The 19,740-nt window shown below is 48.4% G+C and carries 19 protein-coding genes; 17 read left to right on the top strand and 2 right to left on the bottom strand.

What is annotated here, in order from left to right; all coding sequences use genetic code 11:
* Positions 1-223 precede the first annotated feature (223 nt).
* The 4 genes from ACN6MW_RS06375 (at position 224) to ACN6MW_RS06360 (ending at position 4,776) form a co-directional block, all read left to right on the top strand.
* Positions 224-1,339 (top strand): NADH:flavin oxidoreductase, encoded by a 1,116-nt coding sequence (locus ACN6MW_RS06375; RefSeq protein ID WP_419874701.1) that lies wholly within the window; start codon positions 224-226, stop codon positions 1,337-1,339.
* Between the two features lie 392 nt (positions 1,340-1,731).
* Positions 1,732-2,310, top strand: coding sequence for a TetR/AcrR family transcriptional regulator (locus tag ACN6MW_RS06370; RefSeq protein ID WP_419874700.1), 579 nt, complete (start codon positions 1,732-1,734; stop codon positions 2,308-2,310).
* 444 nt (positions 2,311-2,754) lie between these two features.
* Positions 2,755-3,507 carry an SDR family NAD(P)-dependent oxidoreductase gene (locus ACN6MW_RS06365; RefSeq protein WP_419874699.1) on the top strand — a complete coding sequence of 251 codons (753 nt, stop codon included), beginning with the start codon at positions 2,755-2,757 and terminating at the stop codon, positions 3,505-3,507.
* 270 nt (positions 3,508-3,777) lie between these two features.
* Positions 3,778-4,776, top strand: a complete 999-nt coding sequence (locus ACN6MW_RS06360) for an NADP-dependent oxidoreductase (RefSeq protein WP_419874698.1) — start codon at positions 3,778-3,780, stop codon at positions 4,774-4,776.
* A 29-nt stretch (positions 4,777-4,805) separates the two neighbouring features.
* Here the strand turns inward: ACN6MW_RS06360 and ACN6MW_RS06355 are convergent, their stop codons facing one another.
* Both ACN6MW_RS06355 and ACN6MW_RS06350 read right to left on the bottom strand, forming a co-directional pair.
* Positions 4,806-4,928 carry a hypothetical protein gene (locus ACN6MW_RS06355; protein WP_419874697.1) on the bottom strand — a complete coding sequence of 41 codons (123 nt, stop codon included), beginning with the start codon at positions 4,926-4,928 and terminating at the stop codon, positions 4,806-4,808.
* A 151-nt stretch (positions 4,929-5,079) separates the two neighbouring features.
* Positions 5,080-6,012: an ArsR/SmtB family transcription factor gene (locus ACN6MW_RS06350; RefSeq protein ID WP_364146257.1), complete on the bottom strand. Its 933-nt coding sequence runs from the start codon at positions 6,010-6,012 to the stop codon at positions 5,080-5,082.
* A gap of 290 nt (positions 6,013-6,302) precedes the next feature.
* Between ACN6MW_RS06350 and ACN6MW_RS06345 the strand changes: the two genes are divergently transcribed.
* From ACN6MW_RS06345 to bioD, 13 genes are all read left to right on the top strand, one after another.
* A complete protein-coding gene (locus tag ACN6MW_RS06345; protein ID WP_419874696.1) occupies positions 6,303-7,064 on the top strand; it encodes an SDR family NAD(P)-dependent oxidoreductase in 762 nt (253 codons plus the stop codon).
* A 19-nt stretch (positions 7,065-7,083) separates the two neighbouring features.
* Positions 7,084-8,955, top strand: coding sequence for a sensor histidine kinase (locus ACN6MW_RS06340; RefSeq protein ID WP_419874695.1), 1,872 nt, complete (start codon positions 7,084-7,086; stop codon positions 8,953-8,955).
* Entirely contained in the window at positions 8,952-10,241 is a 1,290-nt protein-coding gene (locus ACN6MW_RS06335) for an ABC transporter substrate-binding protein (protein WP_419874694.1), read from the top strand. The genes ACN6MW_RS06340 and ACN6MW_RS06335 overlap by 4 nt, the downstream gene beginning before the upstream one ends.
* 14 nt (positions 10,242-10,255) lie before the next feature.
* Positions 10,256-11,341, top strand: coding sequence for a LacI family DNA-binding transcriptional regulator (locus ACN6MW_RS06330; protein ID WP_419874693.1), 1,086 nt, complete (start codon positions 10,256-10,258; stop codon positions 11,339-11,341).
* A 196-nt stretch (positions 11,342-11,537) separates the two neighbouring features.
* Positions 11,538-12,695, top strand: a complete 1,158-nt coding sequence (locus ACN6MW_RS06325) for a nucleotidyltransferase family protein (protein WP_419874692.1) — start codon at positions 11,538-11,540, stop codon at positions 12,693-12,695.
* 137 nt (positions 12,696-12,832) lie between these two features.
* Positions 12,833-12,979, top strand: coding sequence for a hypothetical protein (locus ACN6MW_RS06320; RefSeq protein WP_157265932.1), 147 nt, complete (start codon positions 12,833-12,835; stop codon positions 12,977-12,979).
* Positions 12,980-13,080: 101 nt separating this feature from the next.
* Entirely contained in the window at positions 13,081-13,875 is a 795-nt protein-coding gene (locus tag ACN6MW_RS06315; RefSeq protein WP_419874691.1) for a hypothetical protein, read from the top strand.
* Positions 13,872-14,150, top strand: coding sequence for a PqqD family protein (locus ACN6MW_RS06310; RefSeq protein ID WP_419874690.1), 279 nt, complete (start codon positions 13,872-13,874; stop codon positions 14,148-14,150). The genes ACN6MW_RS06315 and ACN6MW_RS06310 overlap by 4 nt, the downstream gene beginning before the upstream one ends.
* Positions 14,143-14,586, top strand: a complete 444-nt coding sequence (locus ACN6MW_RS06305; RefSeq protein WP_419874689.1) for a signal peptidase I — start codon at positions 14,143-14,145, stop codon at positions 14,584-14,586. Before ACN6MW_RS06310 ends, ACN6MW_RS06305 begins: the two co-directional genes overlap by 8 nt.
* 36 nt (positions 14,587-14,622) lie before the next feature.
* On the top strand, positions 14,623-16,857 hold the full coding sequence (locus ACN6MW_RS06300; protein ID WP_419874688.1) for an ABC transporter ATP-binding protein: 2,235 nt from the start codon (positions 14,623-14,625) through the stop codon (positions 16,855-16,857).
* 1 nt (position 16,858) lies between these two features.
* On the top strand, positions 16,859-17,356 hold the full coding sequence (locus tag ACN6MW_RS06295) for a DUF1854 domain-containing protein (RefSeq protein ID WP_419874687.1): 498 nt from the start codon (positions 16,859-16,861) through the stop codon (positions 17,354-17,356).
* Between the two features lie 267 nt (positions 17,357-17,623).
* The gene (gene bioA, locus ACN6MW_RS06290; protein WP_419874686.1) at positions 17,624-18,997 is read left to right on the top strand and encodes an adenosylmethionine--8-amino-7-oxononanoate transaminase; all 1,374 of its coding nucleotides are present in this window, start codon (positions 17,624-17,626) and stop codon (positions 18,995-18,997) included.
* A complete protein-coding gene (gene bioD, locus ACN6MW_RS06285; protein WP_419874685.1) occupies positions 18,994-19,740 on the top strand; it encodes a dethiobiotin synthase in 747 nt (248 codons plus the stop codon). The genes bioA and bioD overlap by 4 nt, the downstream gene beginning before the upstream one ends.

The raw sequence follows: 19,740 nt of genomic DNA, 5'->3' as shown, positions 1-19,740 counted from the left end.
ACAGAGGGAGACCAGCATGAGGCAAGGAAGATGCTGATCTTTCATTAAAGGCTGTGCGAGTCGGAAATCGACCTTTGCGCAGTCTTTTTTTGTTTGTATATAAGAGGCTAAATGATAAAAATTAATTTTGATTATAGGACTGGGAATAGAAGGGAATTAATGCTATTATAAAGAAGCAGAAACTGTAACTAAATTATATACCGAATATAGAGGAGGAGACCATATGTCTAATGCCAAAAGCGAAACGTCGGTTGAAGCGTTGTTTAAGCCTTTCTCATCCAAAAATCTAGAGGTAGCCAATCGCATTGTGATGGCGCCGATGACCAGGGGGTATTCACCGAACGGAGTGCCCGGTGAGGATGTTGCTGCCTATTACCGTCGGAGGGCGGAAAACGGAGTCGGCCTGATCATTACGGAAGGAACGCTTATTAATCATCCCGCAGCCGGAGCGAGCCCGAATTGGCCTAGCTTTCACGGAGAGACTGCTTTAAATCATTGGTCAAACGTAGTGAATGCTGTGCATGAGGCTGGAGGGAAAATTATTCCGCAGCTGTGGCATGTGGGATTGACGCGTAAAATTGGAGATCTTCCTAATCCGGAGGCATTGCCGGTCGGACCATCGGGACTAAACCTTTCCGGAGAAAAAGTTACGGAGCCGTTAACGGAAAATGAGATTGCCGACGTGATTGCAGCTTTTGCGCAGGCCGCGGCCGATGCGGCTAGAACCGGCTTTGACGGCATTGAGCTGCATGGCGCGCACGGTTATTTAATCGATCAGTTTTTCTGGGATAAAACCAATCAGCGTACAGATCGTTACGGCGGTGATTTGGCAGCCCGTACACGTTTTGCAGTTGAGGTTGTGGCGGCGTGCCGCCGTGCTGTCGGAGCCGATTTTCCGATTGTGCTGCGTTTTTCCCAGTGGAAGGGCGGACATTATACGGCGAAATTAGCCGAGTCGTCCGAGCAGCTTTCGCAATTTTTGACACCGCTCGTTGATGCGGGAGTCGATGTATTTCATAGCTCTACGCGCCGTTACTGGGAGCCAGAGTTTGAGGGGTCCGAATTGAATTTGGCAGGGTGGACAAAGAAGCTGACTGGAAAACCAACGATAACCGTCGGCTCCGTCGGTCTCGACAATGAGTTTGGAAGCAGCACAGGCAATACGGCAAAGCCATCTTCTTTAGCCGGATTACTGGAAAGGCTGGAAAACGAGGAGTTTGATCTCGTGGCAGTCGGCAGAGCGCTGCTGGCCGATCCGGAGTGGGCGGCGAAAATACGCGACGGCCGTACGGATGAGCTGCAGGATTTCGATGCGAATGCATTAAGATCTTTAAATTGATAGAGACTGATTGCTGCTTCATGACAAAAGCTGGCCGGGATGTTTGCCTTTTGGCTCATATTCCCGGCTAGCTTTGTTTAAATTTACTTGCTGTAATAGCCTTTGGCCCTCGTATCCAAAAGGTGATTCTTTGCTTTTCCCTATGTTTTCCATCCAATCGGTGCTAACAAGCCTAGATTTTCGCAGCGTTTGGCCTGAATAGTTGTCAGGAAATGCCCCTCTGCGCTGCAGCTAGGGAAAGAGCAGCTCAAGAAATGCTTATTAAGTTATGCAACACTTAAAAAGCAGAAGAGAATGCGGAGTTAACTTACTTAAACAGAGCATTATGATTTATCTTTTCTTTACCGATCGTTCTCAATATGTTATATTGACAATGGGAGGAGGGAAATGGAATGGCAAGAAGCAAAGAATTCGAGGAGAGCGTCGTATTGGATAAGGCGATGAAGCTCTTTTGGGAACAAGGTTATGAGAAGACATCCTTGACTGATCTGGTTGAGCATATGGGGATCCATCGTAGAAGTTTGTATGACACGTTTGGCGACAAACATACGCTGTTTCTAAAAGCTATGGATCGATTTCGCGCTAAAATCAATAAGGAGCTTACAGGAGTAGTTAAACGCTCCGAGACCGCTGAGGAGGCTCTTCAGTTGATTATTAGTTTCATGATATATGGCGATGAGGACTCACCATCTGGCTGTCTAATGGTGAATTCGGCGGTGGAATTGGCAATGCGTGATGCCGATGTAGATTCCAAGTCCACTGAATCGTTTACACTATCAGAGCAGCTGTTTAAGGATATTATTCTGTGGGGACAGCATAATGGAGAATTCACCTCAGATTACGATGCCGGAGAACTGGCGGAACATCTGCATGCAGTATGTGTTGGATTGAGGGTAATGACAAGAACCTCCATTCCAAAAGAAAAACTACATCGTACAGCCCATATATCCATAAAACTTTTAACTAAATAGTTTGATATCTTTAGAATGTTTGTTCTTATATGTGTAAGTCTAAGCTGTGTTGTGAAGCTTATTTCCTAAGAGGATACATTCCTCAATTCGTTTTTAGAATGATCATTCCCGTATTTTTGGACTTCCCTCGGGCTTAGAAGTACCTAAGTCCAACCCTGCGGACATCGCAAAAATTGCTATTGATGGTATAGAATCCAACAGCTTTGAAATTGTTGCGGATGACACGAGCCGACATATCCAAAGTATTCTTGCCGGTGGAGTACCTGCGATATATCCACATCTATCCCAAAACAAATCGTTTAGCGATGTGCAAATGACACGGAGTAGAACGCAAGAAGATGGTGTTATTAGTATGTAAGTTTTTTTATTCAAATAAGAATGATCGTTCTAAAATTATTTTTGAAACTCAAACACTAATCTGCATTTTATGAAGGAGAAATTATTATGGAGTACACAGTTATCACAGGAGCAAGTTCTGGTATTGGATATGAGACGGCTTTGGCGTTTGCTGCACGTGGCAAAAACTTAATTTTGGCAGCAAGAAGATTAGATAAATTATTAGAACTTAAATCAACAATTCAGAGTATTGATCCTGATGTAAATGTTATTGTTCATACAAGTGATCTGTCTGTTAAAGATCAGGCTTACACTCTGTATAACAATTTAAAGGAATACCAAATTGAAACCTGGATTAATAATGCGGGGCTTGGTGAAGCTTCCTTAGTAACAGAACAGAATTTAAATAAAGTTGAGACCATGTTACGTGTTAACATTGAATCCTTAACGATCCTTTCTACACTATTTGTGCGAGATTATGCTGATGTAGAAGGAACTCAGTTGATTAACGTATCGTCCGCGCTCGGATATGCCATTGCTGTTGGGAGCGTAGCTTATTCTGCATCTAAATACTACGTTAGTGCCTTCACCGAAGGGCTTGCAAAGGAACTAGAACTGAAAGGTGCAAAGCTAAAGGCAAAAGTTCTAGCACCGGCTATAACGGAAACGGAATTTGTGAAGAAATCAATAGATGCTGAAGAATTTGATTACAAAGCAAACATGCCTCAATACCACACTGCCAAACAAATGGCGGGCTTCATGGTAGATCTTTATGATAGCAACGCGGTGGTAGGGATTGTAGACCAGAACTATGATTTCAATCTGAGACCTCAAATCTATCCAATAATTTCAGAATTTTAAATCAAATTAATATATCTGTATTACTTCATTTGAAGAGGAGAGTATCACATCGTCATCCTGCTGCGCCATCCGCAATCGCGGCAGGTGTCGAAATGTTTATTGCTAGAGGTAATCTTGACGAGCTCTGGAGGATCAGCGTGGATATAGATATTTGCCTTGCAGATCTGGTGCCTGTTGGTGTATGGTCATTAGCCAAAAAGGTGCAGCCTCGTAATTAGTGATTGCATTCATGGCATGTTACCCCAAAATTAGCAAAGGAAGAGATGTAACATGAGAGCAGCACAAATACAGAAATATTCAAAAAAAATCCAAGTTGAATTGAATGATGTTAACATACCAGAGATCAATAGTCACGAAGTACTTGTCAAAGTAAAAGCTGCAGGTGTAAATCCACTCGACATTCTTATTTTGAATGGCAGCGTTCGATTGATTACCGACTATGAGTTGCCATTAACTTTAGGAAATGAACTATCTGGTATTATCGAAACCGTTGGCGATGATGTTTTGAATTTTAAGGTCGGTGACCCTGTGTATACGAGGTTGCCACTTGCTAAAATCGGTGCTTTTGCTGAATATGCGGCCGTTAATGAAGATGCCTTATCCATCATGCCTGAAAATCTATCTTTCGTTGAAGCTGCTGCTGTGCCCCTTACTGCCTTGACTGCTTATCAAGCGTTACACGTTGTACTCGATGCCCAGCCGAATAAAAAGCTATTCATTCCTGGAGGAACCGGTGGCTTCGGCGCTATGGCAATCCCCATTGCCAAATCAATGGGGTTATATGTAATTACAAGTGGCAGTGAAAGAAGCAGATCACGTACTCTGTCCATCGGGGCTGATCATTTCGTAAATTATAAGGAAGAGAACTATGCTGATATACTGTCCGATATCGATTATGTGATCGACACCTTGGGTACCAAAGAGATCAAAGCTGAAATGGGTATTTTAAAATCACAAGGGAAATTGGTATCATTGAAAGCTGGCCCTAATTATCGCTTTGCAGTTAACAATCATTTACCGATGTGGAAAAAAGCATTGTTTGGTTTAGTGGGTGCCCGCTTAGATTCTTTGGCGCGTAAGAATCAAAATGAATATCATTTTTTATTCGTGCAGGCCAATGGAAGTCAATTACAAGAAATCACTAAACTTGTTGAAAATGAAAATATCAAGCCCTCTATAGACTCAACTTATACGTTTGATGACATTAATAAGGCGTTGGTTAAGGTATCGACGGGCCACTCTCAAGGCAAAGTGGTTGTGACATTTTAAAGCTCCAAGAGTTTATGCTCCACTTCGAATTACAAATCCTCGAATTGGCCGCTGTAGGAGCCGCTGATTAGTTGCCGTAATTCGGTCGTTAATAAGGCTGCCGCTATTTTTCTGCTGTCTTCTTTTGGCAGCAATCCTTGCTTCAGCAGCATAACGAGATGCGCTTAATGAACGGCAAGCAGCAGCAGCTCTTGTTGTGCCTGATGGTAAGCAGGCTCTTTCCTGTCATTCGACTTCAACAGCTGTAAGCACACCAAAAAGGGAGCTCTCCAGCGAGAGCTCCCTTGCTTGCGTATAAAATTGCTAAGCCAACGTCCGTTCCTCTTGAGCCAGCTTCGTATAGTAGAGCTTGAAGATGAGATCCTGATTATAGTTGCCAAAGCCTGACCCGAATAGGGTGAAGCCGCCAATGTGCTCGGCGTCCTCAAGAATGGCAATGCGGAAGGTCCAGTGGCTGTTGCTAATATCAATTTCATCGAGGCTAACGTCGGATAGCTTGAGGCCGTCCATGTAAGTGCCGTCCTTTTTAATGATGAGGCGCTTTAGCAATCCGAATTGGTTGACATCGTCAAACCACCAGGGAGGATTAAGCTTGCCTTTTCCGCCGTAATCGGCAGGACTCGTCCACATGCCGACTTTGACGCCATTAAAGAAAAACGTAAGATCCGAGGGCCAATTCATATTGGTAAGCGGTGCTTCCGACGAAATTTCCATGGAAATTTCGAGTTCCTCCGGATTTTCGCTGCTGAGAAGGAAATTCGGAATCTTATATTCAATATAGCCTTGCGAGAACCATAAAATTTTGGCGTTGACGCGGTCCGGGTCGAGAAAGTAACGCGGATCGTCAAAGATGCCGATCACTTTCTCGGTCGTGCAGATCCCGCAGGTCGGTACAATGCTTAGATCGGTATAGTGGCCGATGGATACTTCCGTTCTCCTGGATTCGCGGTGAACGACGTCCTTGCGCGGAAAAGCGATTTCAAGTCCGTCCATGCTAAGGGAGCACACCTTCTGTGCGGCGCCGCCTTTGCCAGGGGTCATTTCCGAACGGATGATGCCGGCCTTCTCCAGCTTCTTGACATGCATAGTCATAATCGCGCTGCTTAGCCCCAATGCTTCGGCAAGCTCGCGAATGTTCATTGATTTTTTGGACAGCAGATGAATAATTTGAATGCGAACATTGCTTGAAATCGCTTCAAATATGGGCAGGCTTTGCTCTGATAGCTCGATTTTCAATGGATAACCTCCGAATGAGCAATATTATTAATACATATGTGAATGATTAGTAGTGTATATAGACTGTAATATACATGAAAACAGTCGAAATCACAAGGAATATTGCTGGATCTCTCTAATATTATGGGTGAAAAAGATAACGATAATGTAAATTAATTCGTTTTATCGTTTACTTGCGGGTTGAAACACCTTTTTTTTGAATACGCTTTATAAAACAATGATTTTTTGGTAGCATAATTAATTATAAATGAAATAACAAATCTCTTTCAATAAGAAGGGTGATCACTCGCATGCAAATTAATCTATCGAATAAAACTGCGCTTATTACTGGGGCAACCGGCGATTTGGGCCAGGTTATGGCCCGAACGCTTGCCGGCTGCGGCGCTAACATCGTGCTGCATTTTAATAATAACGAAGCTAAAGCAAGAGAGCTTTTGCAGGAAATTACCGCTCTCGGAAGACAAGCGATGATTGTGCAGGCGGATGTTACGAACGAGCAGCAGATGAATGAGATGAAAGCGAAGGTAACGGCGGAGCTTGGACATGTGGATATCGTTGTCGCCAACGCGGTTATCCAATATCAATGGACAAGCGTATTGGAACAGCCTATTGCCGATTATGTCAGCCAGTTTGAATCCTGCGTGCTGCAAAGCGTCTATTTGGCCAAAGCATTCGTGCCCGCGATGATTGAGCGGCGGGCCGGCAGGATGATCGGCATTAATACGGAGTGCGCGATGCAGAACTTCGCGAACCAATCGGCCTACACAGCCGGGAAACGCGGGATGGACGGCGTTTACCGGGTATTGGCCAAAGAGGCGGGGGAGCATCAGATTACGGTTAATCAGGTAGCGCCAGGGTGGACCATCAGCGACCGCGACCGTGCGGGCGGCATGGATGAGAACAATCCCTATGCGCAAAGCGTGCCGCTGAAGCGCAGAGGCACCGATCAAGAGATTGCCAATACGGTAGCCTTTCTCGCATCCGATCTGGCAAGCTTCATTACAGGCGCATATATTCCTGTAAACGGCGGAAACGTCATGCCTGCCATCTAGAGAATGAAGGAGTATGAGGATGAGTGTGAAAAAACGATTGTGGCGCATATGGGCGGCTTTTGGCGGGATGAGGATGGAGAGGAAGCTGTTTATCGTTTTCCTGCTTCTAATTACGCTGCCGTTAGCGTTTATCGGCTACATCTCCTATAGCAATTATTCACGCTCGATCGAGGGGAAAACAATCGTTTATTCGACCAAAATGCTTGAAAATATGATGGTTCGAGTCGATGATTACATCGAGGATATGGTTCGTATTTCTTCCATTCCGGCTTATCAAGACGATATCAAGCAAAATTTAATCCGCTCGAATGCCTATTATGAGCAGCGGCAGCTGACGGCCGGTGAGAACAGCAGCCAGCTGCCGGATGATTTTGACCAGCTGCTTCTCATTCAGCGCGGGATAGAGGGAAATATTTCGTTCATCAATACGATAAAACGCGGCGCTAATTCCGTTTATATTTTTGATACGTACGGGAACGGCTACTATTCAACGGCAGGCGGCGGCATTCGGCTTAATGTAAAGGAGAGCTATGATTACTGGCGCGGGCGCGTGCAAACCTCCGGCGGTGAAGCATTGCTGTTCAGCACCCAGAAATATACAAGCAATTTGCAGAGCGTCAGATATGCATTCACCGTCGTCCGCAAGGTCATCGACAAATCGCTCAAGCCGATCGGCTTGATTGCCGTAGACGCGAATATTAGCGTCATTGAAGACCAGATGAGCGAGCTCGATAAGGTAACGAACGGGAAATCGGTTATTATCGACGAGCTCGGGAATGTCGTATACGACAGCGATAAATCGCGCATGGCTACCAATATTGCGGATGATCCGACGGTTGCGCTGGCCAAGGGCGCCAAAGGCAGCTTTTATTTCGAGCGCGACGGCATCAACCAGTTATACATTTACACGACATCGCCGAACACCAATTGGAAGGTGATGACCGCCATTCAAGGCAGCGAGCTGACCAAGGATACGGTCGTTATCCGCAGGGTCACGTGGATCGCTACGATCGTTACGATTATCGTCGCGCTTTTCATTTCATTCGTTTTTTCGTTTGCGTTAACGAATCCGCTGCGCAGGATGATGCGATTGATGAAAAATGTGCAAGAGGGCGATTTTAACGTACAATTCCAAGTGAAATACCGTGACGAGGTTGGTCAGCTGGGTACGCAGTTTAACCGGATGATTGTTCGGATCGATCATCTCATCCGAGATATATACGTGATCGAGAAGAAGAAGAAGGAAGCGGAGCTGCATGCGCTGCAGAGTCAAATCAATCCCCATTTTATGTATAACACGCTGGAATCGATTCGAATGGCAGCCGAGCTGAATGACGATCAGATCGCGGCGGATATGATCGCGATACTCGGCAAGCTGCTGCGCTACAGCATCAGCGACCTGCATGAGGAAGTGACCTTGGATAACGAGCTGCTCCATATGCGAAATTATGTGGAAATGCTTAATTATCGCTATCCGAACCGGTTCCGTTTGGAGACCCGCGTGCCGGAAGAATTATTAAGCTATCCGATTATTAAGCTAGTGCTGCAGCCGATAGTCGAAAACGCGATTTATCACGGCATGGATGACAACAAGCCGTCCATGCGCATTGAAATCAGCAGCGAGCAGACCTCCCAAATCATTTGGCTCCGGATCAAGGATGACGGACTCGGCATGGACGGGGAGACCTTAGAGCGCTTAAACCGTTCTTTGGCAGGGGCAGAGGAAGCGGCCGTAAAACGCAAATCAGGCGGCATTGGCTTGAAAAATGTAAACGAACGCATCAAGCTCCACTATGGCAATGCCTATGGAATGAAGGTGATGAGCGAACGGGGCATAGGCACCGAGGTGATTTTACAGCTTCCAATAGAATTAGGGAGAGAAGCAGAATGAACAAATACAGGTCCATTTTAATGCTTGTTGTTCTGTTATGCGGACTATGTATCGCTGGCTGCGAGAATAATTCGCCCAGTAACGGAGCGGAAACCGAGCCATCGGACCAGACCGGGCAGGAAGAACGGAACGTAACGCTTAGAGTGCTGACGAATCGCGTTGATCTCGTGGAGAACGGCGTATTTAAAAAATACGCGGATCAATTCTCCGAGCTTTATCCCGGCGTGACCGTGACCTTCGAAGGCGTGCTCAACTATGCGAGCGATATTATGGTCCGGTTGTCCACTCGTAATCTAGGCGATGTGCTGCTGCTGCCGAACAATATCAAGAATGAGGATCTGCCCGATTATTTCGAGCCGCTGAATGACAGCTTGTTCGAAGATATCCGCTTCGCTGATTTTAAAGCTCACGGCGGAGCCCGTTACGGCATCGCTACGGGAGCCTCGACAACGGGGATCGTCTATAACAAGGAAGCCTTTAGAAAGGCTGGAATCACGGAGATCCCAACGACGCTGGAGGCATTTTATGCCGCTTGCGAGAAGCTGAAGAATGCGGGTATCCTGCCGGTATATTTGAACTATGGCGCCCAGTGGCCGCTTATGACATGGGGCGAGGATTTAGTCAGCTACATGACCGGTAATGCCGATTATTTAAACAATATGGTCAATGAAGAGGAGCCTTGGCAGATCGATAACCCTTGGGGCCAAGCGATTACAATCGTTAAGACGTTAATTAACCGCGGTTACGTTGAGAAGCAGATGATGTCTAACCAATGGGAAACCTCCAAAACAGAAATCGCCGATGGCAGAGCCGCCATGTATTTAATGGGCAACTGGGTCATCAATCAAGTCATCGCTGCCGGCGCGGAATCGGAGGATATCGGTTTTTTTCCGTTTCCGTATGACAACAGCGAAAAGCGTTATGCGCCATTAAGTCCGGATTGGTTTGTCGGCGTAAGCAAGTTCAGCGATAATAAGCAGCTGGCAGAAGCATGGGTGAAGTTTTTTGTAAATGAGTCCGGCTATGTCGATGACTCCGGTTTTTTGCCTGTCAATGAAGCGAAGCAACCATCCTTGCCGCAGTTCCAGCAGTTTTTATCCTACGATATCGAGCTGCTGGAGCGCAGGGTTCCGAATGATTTATTGCTCGAGATTGCGAATTCGGCGCAAATATCTTTTTGGTCGGGCGATTTTATCCAAGAATGGATTGCCGCTCCCGATTTGCAGAAGGCATTCGATGGATACAACGAGCGATGGAAAGCAGCACGAACCATTACCGAAAGTTAAGGTGGAGTTTTGTAATGTCAAAGAAGGTCACGATGCAGCAAATTGCCGATTATTTGGGCGTTTCCAAGTTTGTCGTCTCCAAAGCGCTCTCCGGTAAAGGCGGAGTCAGCGAGGCGACGCAGGAGCGGGTTATTCAAGCGGCTTCACAGTTAGGCTATTTCTCGCAAAAGAACGCTTATGTAAAAACGATGAAGCTGGAGCAGCTGCCCAAAATTCCTGCTGCGGGTAAACAATCGGTGCTCGTGCTGATGCCGAACATCCGCTTTCAGACGAAGGAGTCGCTCTATTGGGGACGTATTCTAGACGGTATAGCTTCCCGGTTGGAAGAAGGCGGGTACGGCATGGTTATTGTGTCGGAGCAGAGTGTCGACCATTTCCTGCATTTCTTAAACCCGAACGGCATATTGGGGCTGATCGGCGTGGGTGAAATCTCGACACCGCTGCTGCTGGAGGTGCATCGGATCGGCCTGCCCATGGTTCTCGTCGACCATGAGGACATGCTTATTCCGAGCGATACGGTATTTACGAACAATTACGAATCGATGTACCGCCTTACGAAGCATTTAATAGGCAAGGGGCATACGCAGCTCTGCTTTATCGGCGATGTGAATTATTCACGGAGCTTTAAGGACCGTTTCTTAGGCTTCCGAAGCGCGCTGGAGGAGCAGATCGGGGAAGTGTCCCGCTTTGCCATCGGCAGCGAATGTTATTTGCCGGTCGAGGGATTCGAGCATGAACAATTTCTGGAGCCCATTAAGCAATGGGCCATGAAACGAATAAAGGCGAAGGCGCTGCCTACCGCTTTGCTCTGCGCCAACGATATGATTGGCATTGGCGCGGTAAAAGCGCTGCAGGAGCTCGGCGTATCGGTGCCCGAGGAAGTATCGGTAACGGGTTACGACAATATTGATGACTCCTACCGGATGACGCCGGCATTAACAACCGTGCATGTGCCTAAGGAAGCGCTGGGGAAACGAGCGGTTGATCGGCTTATTAGCCGAATCGAGAGCAAGCAGGAACCGATGGAGAAGCTCCTGGTTGCGGGTGAGCTGCTGTATCGGGAGTCTACGGGGCAGGTTAATCCAGCCTTGGCGAGGTAGCAGATAGAGAGAAAAGAAGACTGTCTTGAAAGGTTGTTTGCCTTTTTTAACAGTCTTCTTTTTTTATTTTTGACGTATAATAGAGATTTATCTTCAAAGATTAGAAAATTTACACTATTCGCTGCGCATGCTTACCCCCACAAAGTACAATTGCCATTCGAATCTACTTTATTAACGATAGAGAAGGGAGCGGCACATGAATAAGTCGGAAGCGGTAACGCTTATAAGCCGGATCTACCAAAACCAATGTCCGTTGTTTGATTCAGAGGAGACGGCTAAAGCAGCAGTCGACGATATCGATATTTTCCAAGTCGCCCCCCAAGTTTATTATTTATTGAAGAGCCGCGGGCTATTGGAAGCCGTGCCTTCCGAGCAACTAAGCCGGCTTAAATCGGGCGTTGATGCTGTTTTATTTCAAAATATGCTGATCCGCTCCGAGATGTACAAGCTTCTTGAGGCTTTCGAGCGTTCAGGAATTCAAGTGATCGTGATGAAAGGCATCCGGCTTTCTGAACGGTTTTTTGGACACTTTTCGGGCAGGGGAACATCAGATATCGATCTGCTGGTACGTCCCGAAGATCTGGATAAGGCGGTTTCCCTGTTGGAGCGGCATGAATTTATTAGGTACATAGAAGACGATGCGGATCATTTCCATATGCTGTTGAATAAATTTTATGCGAACGAGGATTTCCCTTTGCTCGGCGTGGAGCTTCATTGGAATATTTTGCGGGAACATGTCTCGGATACGGATATGAGCAGCTTTTGGATGGATGCAGAGCCGATTTCTCCTTATGAATTCGTGAAGGAGCTTTCGGCGAAGGATACCTTTTATTACCTCTGCCTTCATGGGTATAACCATAATATGCTATCGCTGAAGTACGTTATCGATATTTTGCATATCCTGCGATGCTGCAGCGCGGAAATCGACTACGGCCAGCTCTTTGCACAGGCTAAGCACGATGGGAATTATGCCAAAGTGCTGATAGCCCTGACGATTGTGTATGACTTGTTTCCCGAGCTGCATGAGCTCAAGCCGCTAAACGTACGGAGACGCTGGCCGCTCTGGAATATCGAACTGATGCGAAATGCCCAGTTCGGGATCAGAAACTGGCGGTTTTACGGCTTTCATCTGTTTTCTGCCTTTGTCGCCTACGATTCGGTTAAGCAGCAGTGGGCGCATCTGCGTTATTTGCTGCTGCCGCCCAGAGATTATGCCTTGGACCTATTAAAGTATGCCAATAGATCAGACGTCCCGGATTCGAATGAGCCGATGAGCAAAATCTATGCCAAAATCTATAAGCGAAGACTCCAATTTTGGCTGAAAACCCTTCGTTCCAAACAAAAGAAGAATTAAATCGAATAAACTCGTTATTCTGATAACAAAAAACAGGTATTAATACATTTTATTATAGTATTATTTAACTAAATTTGATAAATAACATTGACTATATCTATAATCTGGAATAAGTTTTTTGAGAGGAGGTGAATGAAATGAAAAAATACGAAGCTCCTAAAGTACTTACGCAGCATACGGTTGAATTCGGAACAGCAAGACCAAGCGATAAAGTCGGCGGCTACGAATGGTGCCAAAAACGTAATTTTAAACCTATGTTTTGCAGGCATTATATCGGAGGCTAACTAGAAAGCGATGATAGATCTTATTTGAGAAGCGGAGCTAACGAACGAGTTTGCTCCCTTTTTCTTCTCCGGAATTACTTCTGAAGAAATGGCGGTGCAGAATGACGTACACATTGCATACACAGGTCGGCAGAAGTTCGATCGTTTTTCAAATTCAAACCACCTTTTTGTATGATGAATTGACCGCGCGTTTTCGTTCCTTTGAATCAAGCGGGAATAATGAAGCGCCAGACATTCAGGCGGAGGTCTACGACTTTTACGGAAAGCCTTACGACGACGGTCCTGTCGAGATCGAAGAGATTGGCGGCGAATATGTTTATATCCGTGCGGACTATAAGCTGGTGACAACACCGGATTACAGCCGGGCTAAAATTTATGTCCACGATGACCTTGCACTCAAGCACGCCTTAATCAATCTCTACAGCGCTTGGCTGATCCATCGGCGTGCAGGGCTGCTTATCCATTCGTCCTGCGTGGTAGAGGATCATCGCGCTTGGATGTTCGCCGGGCCTTCGGGAGCGGGCAAGTCTACGGTGGCTGATCTTTCCATACCCCGTCCTATTCTTTCCGATGAGGCTACGCTGCTGTTATTTGAGCCGGATGGTTCGGTTACGATTCATGATTCCCCGTTTCGGAGCGAAATGGAAGAAGCATGCGAGCTGCCGAGCAGTCCCTTGGCGGGTATTCATTTTCTAATCCAATCGATGGATGTAAGGCGGGAAGGTATCCGCAAAAGCGATGCGCTGATTAGGCTGCTGGATAAGGTTTTTTATTGGGAGCATAACAAGCTGGAGACGGCTAAGATGATTGCGCTGTGCAAGCAGGCGGTAGAGGCTGCGCCGGCTTATGAGCTTTATTTTCAGAAAAACGATACCTTTTGGGGAGTGATATCATGACGGTACTGGCAGACCAAATACTGTTGAGGCGGGAAAATGTCGAAGCGGCTGAGCTGGATGGCGAGTGGCTGCTGCTGAACATCGACACTCACGGCATCACGAAGGTGAACGAGCTTGGGGGTTATATTTGGTCGATTCTTCCCGAATACCCAACCGTGGCCCAGCTTGCTGAAAAAATACATACCGAATACGGCGTTGAGCTGGAAGTGGTCCTCGCTGACGTGCAGGCTTTTGTTAAAATGCTCTTTGAGGCCGGACTGATAACAAATGCATGATTTGACACCTGTCATGTCAGCCGTAATCAAGCGCACCGGAAAGCTTGAGCTGCCCTCGGCAGGGATCAGCATGTATCCCTTGATCAAAGAGGGTAACGTAAGCACCTTTCTTGCGGTGCGGCGGGAAGAACTTAAGATTGGCGATATATGCTTATTTGTTACGGAGCAGGGCGCCTTAATCGGACACCGGCTGTACGCTGTGAAGCAGGACGGTGCCCAGGAATTATTTATTTTCAAGGGAGATACCTGTTTTGAGCCGGATGATCCCGTACCGTTCGCAAGCATTCTGGGGCGATGGTCCGGCGTTAGCCGTAACCGCCGTTTTCAGCCTGCGAATCACTGGAGGTCCAGGCTGCTTGCTGCACTGGCTCTGCGCGTACCCAAGTGGTACAAAGTGATCCGATGGTGCGCAGAAAGAAAAGAGCGGTACGCGTAAGTGCCGGAAAGTGATTTTGATAAAGGAGTATTGGACTTGAAAACGGAGAACGCGAAGCGGGAAGCTGGTAAACCTGTTGACGCCATCGCAGTTGAACGACAAGGTTCAGAGAATCCATGGCTCCGTTTAAGGGCGGATGTGGATTTTGCCCTACGGCGATTTCGGCCATATGATGTAGTGTTTAAGAGTTTGACCATGGAAGTGGTGGACGGGCAAGGGAAAACCATCATGACCTTCCTTAAGAAAAACATGATCGATGTATCCGTTCGCGAAGCTCTCGGCGGAGCATCGTTTTTTATTATAACCGGTGATGGCGAGATAGAAGCCGCAAGATTCACGCTGCCGCATATTGAGCCTTTCCGGCAGGCGATCCCGGCAATCAAGAACTGGCTGGCGGCAGAGGATGAGGCTGGCGATCAAACCTTGCCTGCTTTAGAAGCAAGCATGGAAACGAGTAAATGCTCGCAATGCGATATGCCTTCCGTCCCCGGCACAGGCAAGTGTTCAAGCTGCAGCAGCAGATGGTCCATGCTGCGGAGGCTGGCGGCTTACTGTACCCCCCACCGTGGCCCCATGCTGGTATGCGCGCTGCTGCTTGTGTTATCCGTGTTTATTGAAGTGATCCCACCCTACTTGATCAAAATGATTGTGGATGAAGTGGCCAAGCCGTCTGGCAGCATGAACACGCTGTTTGCTTTGGCAAGCGGTTTGGCCCTCGTACAGGTGTTATCTGCGGGCATGCAAGTCATTCGAAGCTATCTTGGCGTTCGCATAGGCGGGAAACTGGTAGGGGCGATCCGCAGGGATATGTTCGGCGCATTGATGAAGCTTTCGATGCGTTTCTTCGATCACCGCCAGGTCTCCCAGTTTATCGGCCGGATTCAGGATGATACCGATGAACTAAAAGAGTTTTTGACGAACGGCATGGTCTTTCTGGTCACGCAGCTGCTGCTCGCCGTAGGCATCTTATTTATGCTGTTTCATCTGAATTGGCAGCTGGCAGCGATGATTCTGATCCCGACCCCGTTCTTGTTTGCCGGACTTTATTGGCTGTGGAAAAGGCTGAGCTCGCTTTGGTATTCGCAATGGCAATCCGCTTTGCATGTCAATAATGTGATTGGCGAAGCGCTTCAAGGCATTCGGGTCATTAAAGCTTTTGCGCAGGAAAACGCCGAGAAAAACCGTTTTGACAAGGTAAATAACCATTGGATCAACCGCACGATATCCTTCGGTAATCTTTGGCTTGGCGTTTCGCCGATATTTACGGTACTGACGGCTGCGTTCGGCATTGCGGTTTGGTATTTGGGAGGACGGTCGGTCATGTCCGGCACCATGTCCATTGGTACCTTGACCGCCTTCACGACCTATTTGCTTATGTTCTTCGGACCTGTTCAGGCTTCCGGGCAGCTATTAAGCTGGCTTAACCGCTCGCTTGGCTCGGCCGAACGGATTCTCGAAATCATCGATGCCAAGGTTGATGTTCCCGATAAACGGGATGCGGTGGAGCTTTCTTCCGTTTCCGGCGAGATCCGCTTTCATGGTGTTCGATACGGGTATGAAGCGGAACGGCCGGTGCTAAAGGATATTAACCTCACCATCCGTCCCGGTGAAATGATCGGGCTGGTTGGCCGCTCCGGTGCAGGGAAAACGACGCTCATTAACATGATCTGCCGGTTTTATGACCCTAATGCCGGAAGCATTGAGCTTGACGGGCACGACTTGAGGGATATCCGGCAGGAGAGCCTCCGCCAACATATTGGCGTCGTGCTGCAGGAAACGTTCTTGTTCGATGGCACGATAGCCGAGAACATAGCCTACGGCCGTCCGGATAGTTTGCCGGAGACCATTATAGAGGCTGCCCATGCCGCGAATGCCCATGATTTTATTTGTCGTCTGCCAGAGGGCTATGATACGCGCGTCGGGGAGCGCGGACACCGCTTATCGGGCGGGGAGAAACAGCGTATCGCCATTGCGAGAGCGCTGCTGCTTGATCCGGAGATTTTGATTCTGGACGAAGCGACGGCATCCGTTGATACGGAGACGGAGCGGTTAATCCAAGAAGCGTTAAGCCGCTTAATCGAGGGAAGAACCACCATCGCGATTGCCCATCGCCTGTCCACGCTTCGTCATGCAGACCGGCTCATTGTCCTCGACCAAGGCCGCATTGCGGAAATGGGAACGCATGAAGAGCTTTACGCGAAACAAACGCATTATTACCGCTTGGTCGAATCGCAGCAGCAAACGTCGAAAATACCTTTGGAGGCCGGATAAAATGAATCCATCATTCTTTTTAAGCCGGACTGCGCTGAGCGAAATCCGGTTGTTCCGATCTGCTGACGGTATTTTGCATTTTGAGCGGGAAGGAAAGAGCTTTGCCCGCGTGACGCTTGCCCGCTGTTTCCCTTATACTAAGCCAGGCAAGTTTATCTCGGTCCGCTCGGCAGACGGCAGTGAAATTGCCATGATTCAGGATGTGAATTTTCTGGCGGAAGAAAGCCTTCAGGCGGTACGGGAAGAGCTTGACCGAAATTATATGATACCTGTCATTAAACAAATCCTGTCCGTTCGAAAAAGAGGCAGCGAGTGGCATTTGCAGGTGGATACGAATTATGGCCCGGCAGCATTGGACTTGGAAAACCTTCATGAAAATATCCAACCAGTAACGGATAGCCGCTGGTTGGTAACAGACCGGGAAGGACGCCGCTTCGAGCTGTCCGATCCGGGGCAGATGGATGCCCGCAGCTGTGAATTTTGGAAGAGGCTGAGCTGATTTTTTAAAAACAGCTGCACCCCGTCCACCGGGAGCAGAATCCCGCAAAATATACGTTCTGATCCTATTTCATATCTCTCCGACCAACCCTTCTGCAGTCCTTGCAGAAGGGTTGTTTGCTGCGTGCGTTGAGAGCAGGTTACGGGGTGCCTTTTTAATCTTTCATTTTGAATTCTCTTTACAGGGGCGTTTCTGCTTGATAGAATAATCTCACCTAATTGTTAACCTGTTAATTTAATTTTTGGTTAACAATTAAATGATAGACGGATGGTGATCATTGTGGCAGCGGATTACGAATGGCTTGCATCCATAAACAAGAACCATGTATGGCATCCATTTACTCAAATGAAAGACTACAACAGCTCTGACCCGCTCATTATTGAACGCGGCGAAGGCATCATGCTGTATGACGTCCATGGGCGGGCTTATTATGACGGGTTCTCATCCGTCTGGCTCAACGTGCATGGACATAACGTGCCGGAACTTAATCAGGCGATTACGGAACAGCTGGGGAAGGTCGCCCATTCCACCCTTCTCGGGATGGCCAATGTACCGGCGATCGAGCTTGCGGAGAAGCTGGTAGGGATCGCGCCAAAAGGCTTAAACAAAGTATTTTATTCCGATTCCGGGGCAACCGGCGTCGAGATCGCGATCAAGATGGCGTTTCAATATTGGCATAATAAAGGGCGGCCGGAGAAGAAGACGTTTATCACTATGAATCAAGCGTATCACGGAGATACGATCGGCGCGGTAAGCGTAGGTGCCATACCTCTATACCATGACCTGTTCCGTCCCATGCTGTTTCCCTCGCATGTGATTCCGTATCCTTACGCTTATCGCCATGAAGGAGGCGAGGCTCAGGCATTGGAAGCTACGCTAACCGCGCTGCGTCATTTGCTCGAGACGCGGGCAGATGAGATTGCGGCCCTCATGGTGGAGCCGATTGTCCAAGGGGCAGGCGGCATCGTCGTCATGCCGCCTAACTGTTTACGCGAGATGGCTGCGCTTTGCCGCAAGCATGGCGTACTGCTTATCGCCGATGAGGTGGCGACCGGCTTCGGCCGGACGGGCGAGATGTTCGCATGTGATCTCGAAGGCGTGTCGCCTGATTTGATGGTGGTCGGGAAAGGGCTGACGGGCGGCTATTTGCCTGTGGCAGCGACGCTTGCAACCGATGAGGTTTATAGCGCGTTTTACGCCGATTACCAAGAGCAGAAGACCTTTTTCCACGGTCATAGCTTCACGGGGAATCCGCTCGGCTGCGCCGTCGCGTTGGCCAGCCTGAAGCTGTATGAAGAGCGGAACATCATTGCAGGCGTGAGAGCAAAGGCAGCATTCGTCGAGCAGAAGCTTGCGAACCTAAAGGATCGCCCGCATGTCGGTGAAATCCGGCAAAAGGGACTGATGATCGGAATCGAGCTCGTTCGCGATAAAATTTCAGGCGAGCCATACGATTGGGCGGATCGGGTCGGCGTTCGAGCAAGCATGCGGGCCAGAGAACTCGGGATGTTAACAAGGCCGCTTGGCAATGTAATGGTCTTCATTCCACCGCTTGCCAGTACCGAGACCGAGCTCGAGGCTATGACGGATATTTTGGCGGAATCGATTATTAGCGTTACCGAAGGCGGTTCATCCGCATGAGTACTATGAACGAGGAAGCGATACGCGGCATTTTTGTGACAGGTACGGACACCGGCGTGGGGAAGACGGTTGTGACGGCAGCCATAGCCGCCGTGCTTCGCGCCGAAGGGATGAATATCGGTGTCTGGAAGCCGGTTCAGTCCGGTGCATCGATTGGCAGCGGGGAGACCGATGCAGAAAGGTTGCTGCAAAGCACGGGAATCGATGAGCGGCCGGAGGCGGTAGCGCCATATTCGTTCGAAGCTCCGCTTACGCCGCTGCTCGCAGCCAAGCATGCCGGTGTGGACCTTACGCTGAAGGAGTTGATCGCCGCCGGCATCCCGCTCGCAAAACGTTACGAGGCGCTGATCATTGAGGGAGCGGGCGGCGTTGCGGTTCCGCTAACCGATGACGCCTTGACGGCGGACTTGATCTCGGAGCTTCGGATCCCAGCGCTCATTGTAGCCCGTTCCGGCCTCGGTACGATTAACCATACGCTGCTGACTGCGTCATTCCTGCGGCATCGCGGAGTTCCGATTATTGGCGTCATCATGAACGACGGTGTAATAGCTCATCCGCATGACGATCCGAGCGTGGCCACGAACGCGGAATTAATCGAGCGCTGCAGCGGCCTGAAGGTACTCGGCCGCGTTCCGCGCTTGCAGCTGGAAGCGGCCCCCGAGACTAGGATACATAACCTAAGAAATTCAATACAATTCGCGCCGATTAGACAGGCCTTAGCAGTTCAAGCAATGGGAGGATGA

Source organism: Pristimantibacillus sp. PTI5 (assembly GCF_048572955.1).
Lineage (GTDB): Bacteria > Bacillota > Bacilli > Paenibacillales > Paenibacillaceae > Pristimantibacillus.
The sequence above is the reverse complement of the archived record's forward strand: the minus strand, read 5'-3'. Positions and strand labels throughout refer to the sequence as shown.

Coding starts and splice junctions, on each gene's coding strand:
- ACN6MW_RS06315 (WP_419874691.1), top strand. CDS start 13,081: ATGACGTACACATTGCATACACAGGTCGGCAGAAGTTCGATCGTTTTT.
- ACN6MW_RS06330 (WP_419874693.1), top strand. CDS start 10,256: ATGTCAAAGAAGGTCACGATGCAGCAAATTGCCGATTATTTGGGCGTT.
- ACN6MW_RS06310 (WP_419874690.1), top strand. CDS start 13,872: ATGACGGTACTGGCAGACCAAATACTGTTGAGGCGGGAAAATGTCGAA.
- ACN6MW_RS06340 (WP_419874695.1), top strand. CDS start 7,084: ATGAGTGTGAAAAAACGATTGTGGCGCATATGGGCGGCTTTTGGCGGG.
- ACN6MW_RS06325 (WP_419874692.1), top strand. CDS start 11,538: ATGAATAAGTCGGAAGCGGTAACGCTTATAAGCCGGATCTACCAAAAC.
- ACN6MW_RS06305 (WP_419874689.1), top strand. CDS start 14,143: ATGCATGATTTGACACCTGTCATGTCAGCCGTAATCAAGCGCACCGGA.
- ACN6MW_RS06295 (WP_419874687.1), top strand. CDS start 16,859: ATGAATCCATCATTCTTTTTAAGCCGGACTGCGCTGAGCGAAATCCGG.
- ACN6MW_RS06360 (WP_419874698.1), top strand. CDS start 3,778: ATGAGAGCAGCACAAATACAGAAATATTCAAAAAAAATCCAAGTTGAA.
- ACN6MW_RS06320 (WP_157265932.1), top strand. CDS start 12,833: ATGAAAAAATACGAAGCTCCTAAAGTACTTACGCAGCATACGGTTGAA.
- bioA (WP_419874686.1), top strand. CDS start 17,624: ATGGTGATCATTGTGGCAGCGGATTACGAATGGCTTGCATCCATAAAC.
- ACN6MW_RS06365 (WP_419874699.1), top strand. CDS start 2,755: ATGGAGTACACAGTTATCACAGGAGCAAGTTCTGGTATTGGATATGAG.
- ACN6MW_RS06370 (WP_419874700.1), top strand. CDS start 1,732: ATGGCAAGAAGCAAAGAATTCGAGGAGAGCGTCGTATTGGATAAGGCG.
- ACN6MW_RS06335 (WP_419874694.1), top strand. CDS start 8,952: ATGAACAAATACAGGTCCATTTTAATGCTTGTTGTTCTGTTATGCGGA.
- bioD (WP_419874685.1), top strand. CDS start 18,994: ATGAGTACTATGAACGAGGAAGCGATACGCGGCATTTTTGTGACAGGT.
- ACN6MW_RS06375 (WP_419874701.1), top strand. CDS start 224: ATGTCTAATGCCAAAAGCGAAACGTCGGTTGAAGCGTTGTTTAAGCCT.
- ACN6MW_RS06355 (WP_419874697.1), bottom strand. CDS start 4,928: ATGCTGCTGAAGCAAGGATTGCTGCCAAAAGAAGACAGCAGAAAAATA.
- ACN6MW_RS06345 (WP_419874696.1), top strand. CDS start 6,303: ATGCAAATTAATCTATCGAATAAAACTGCGCTTATTACTGGGGCAACC.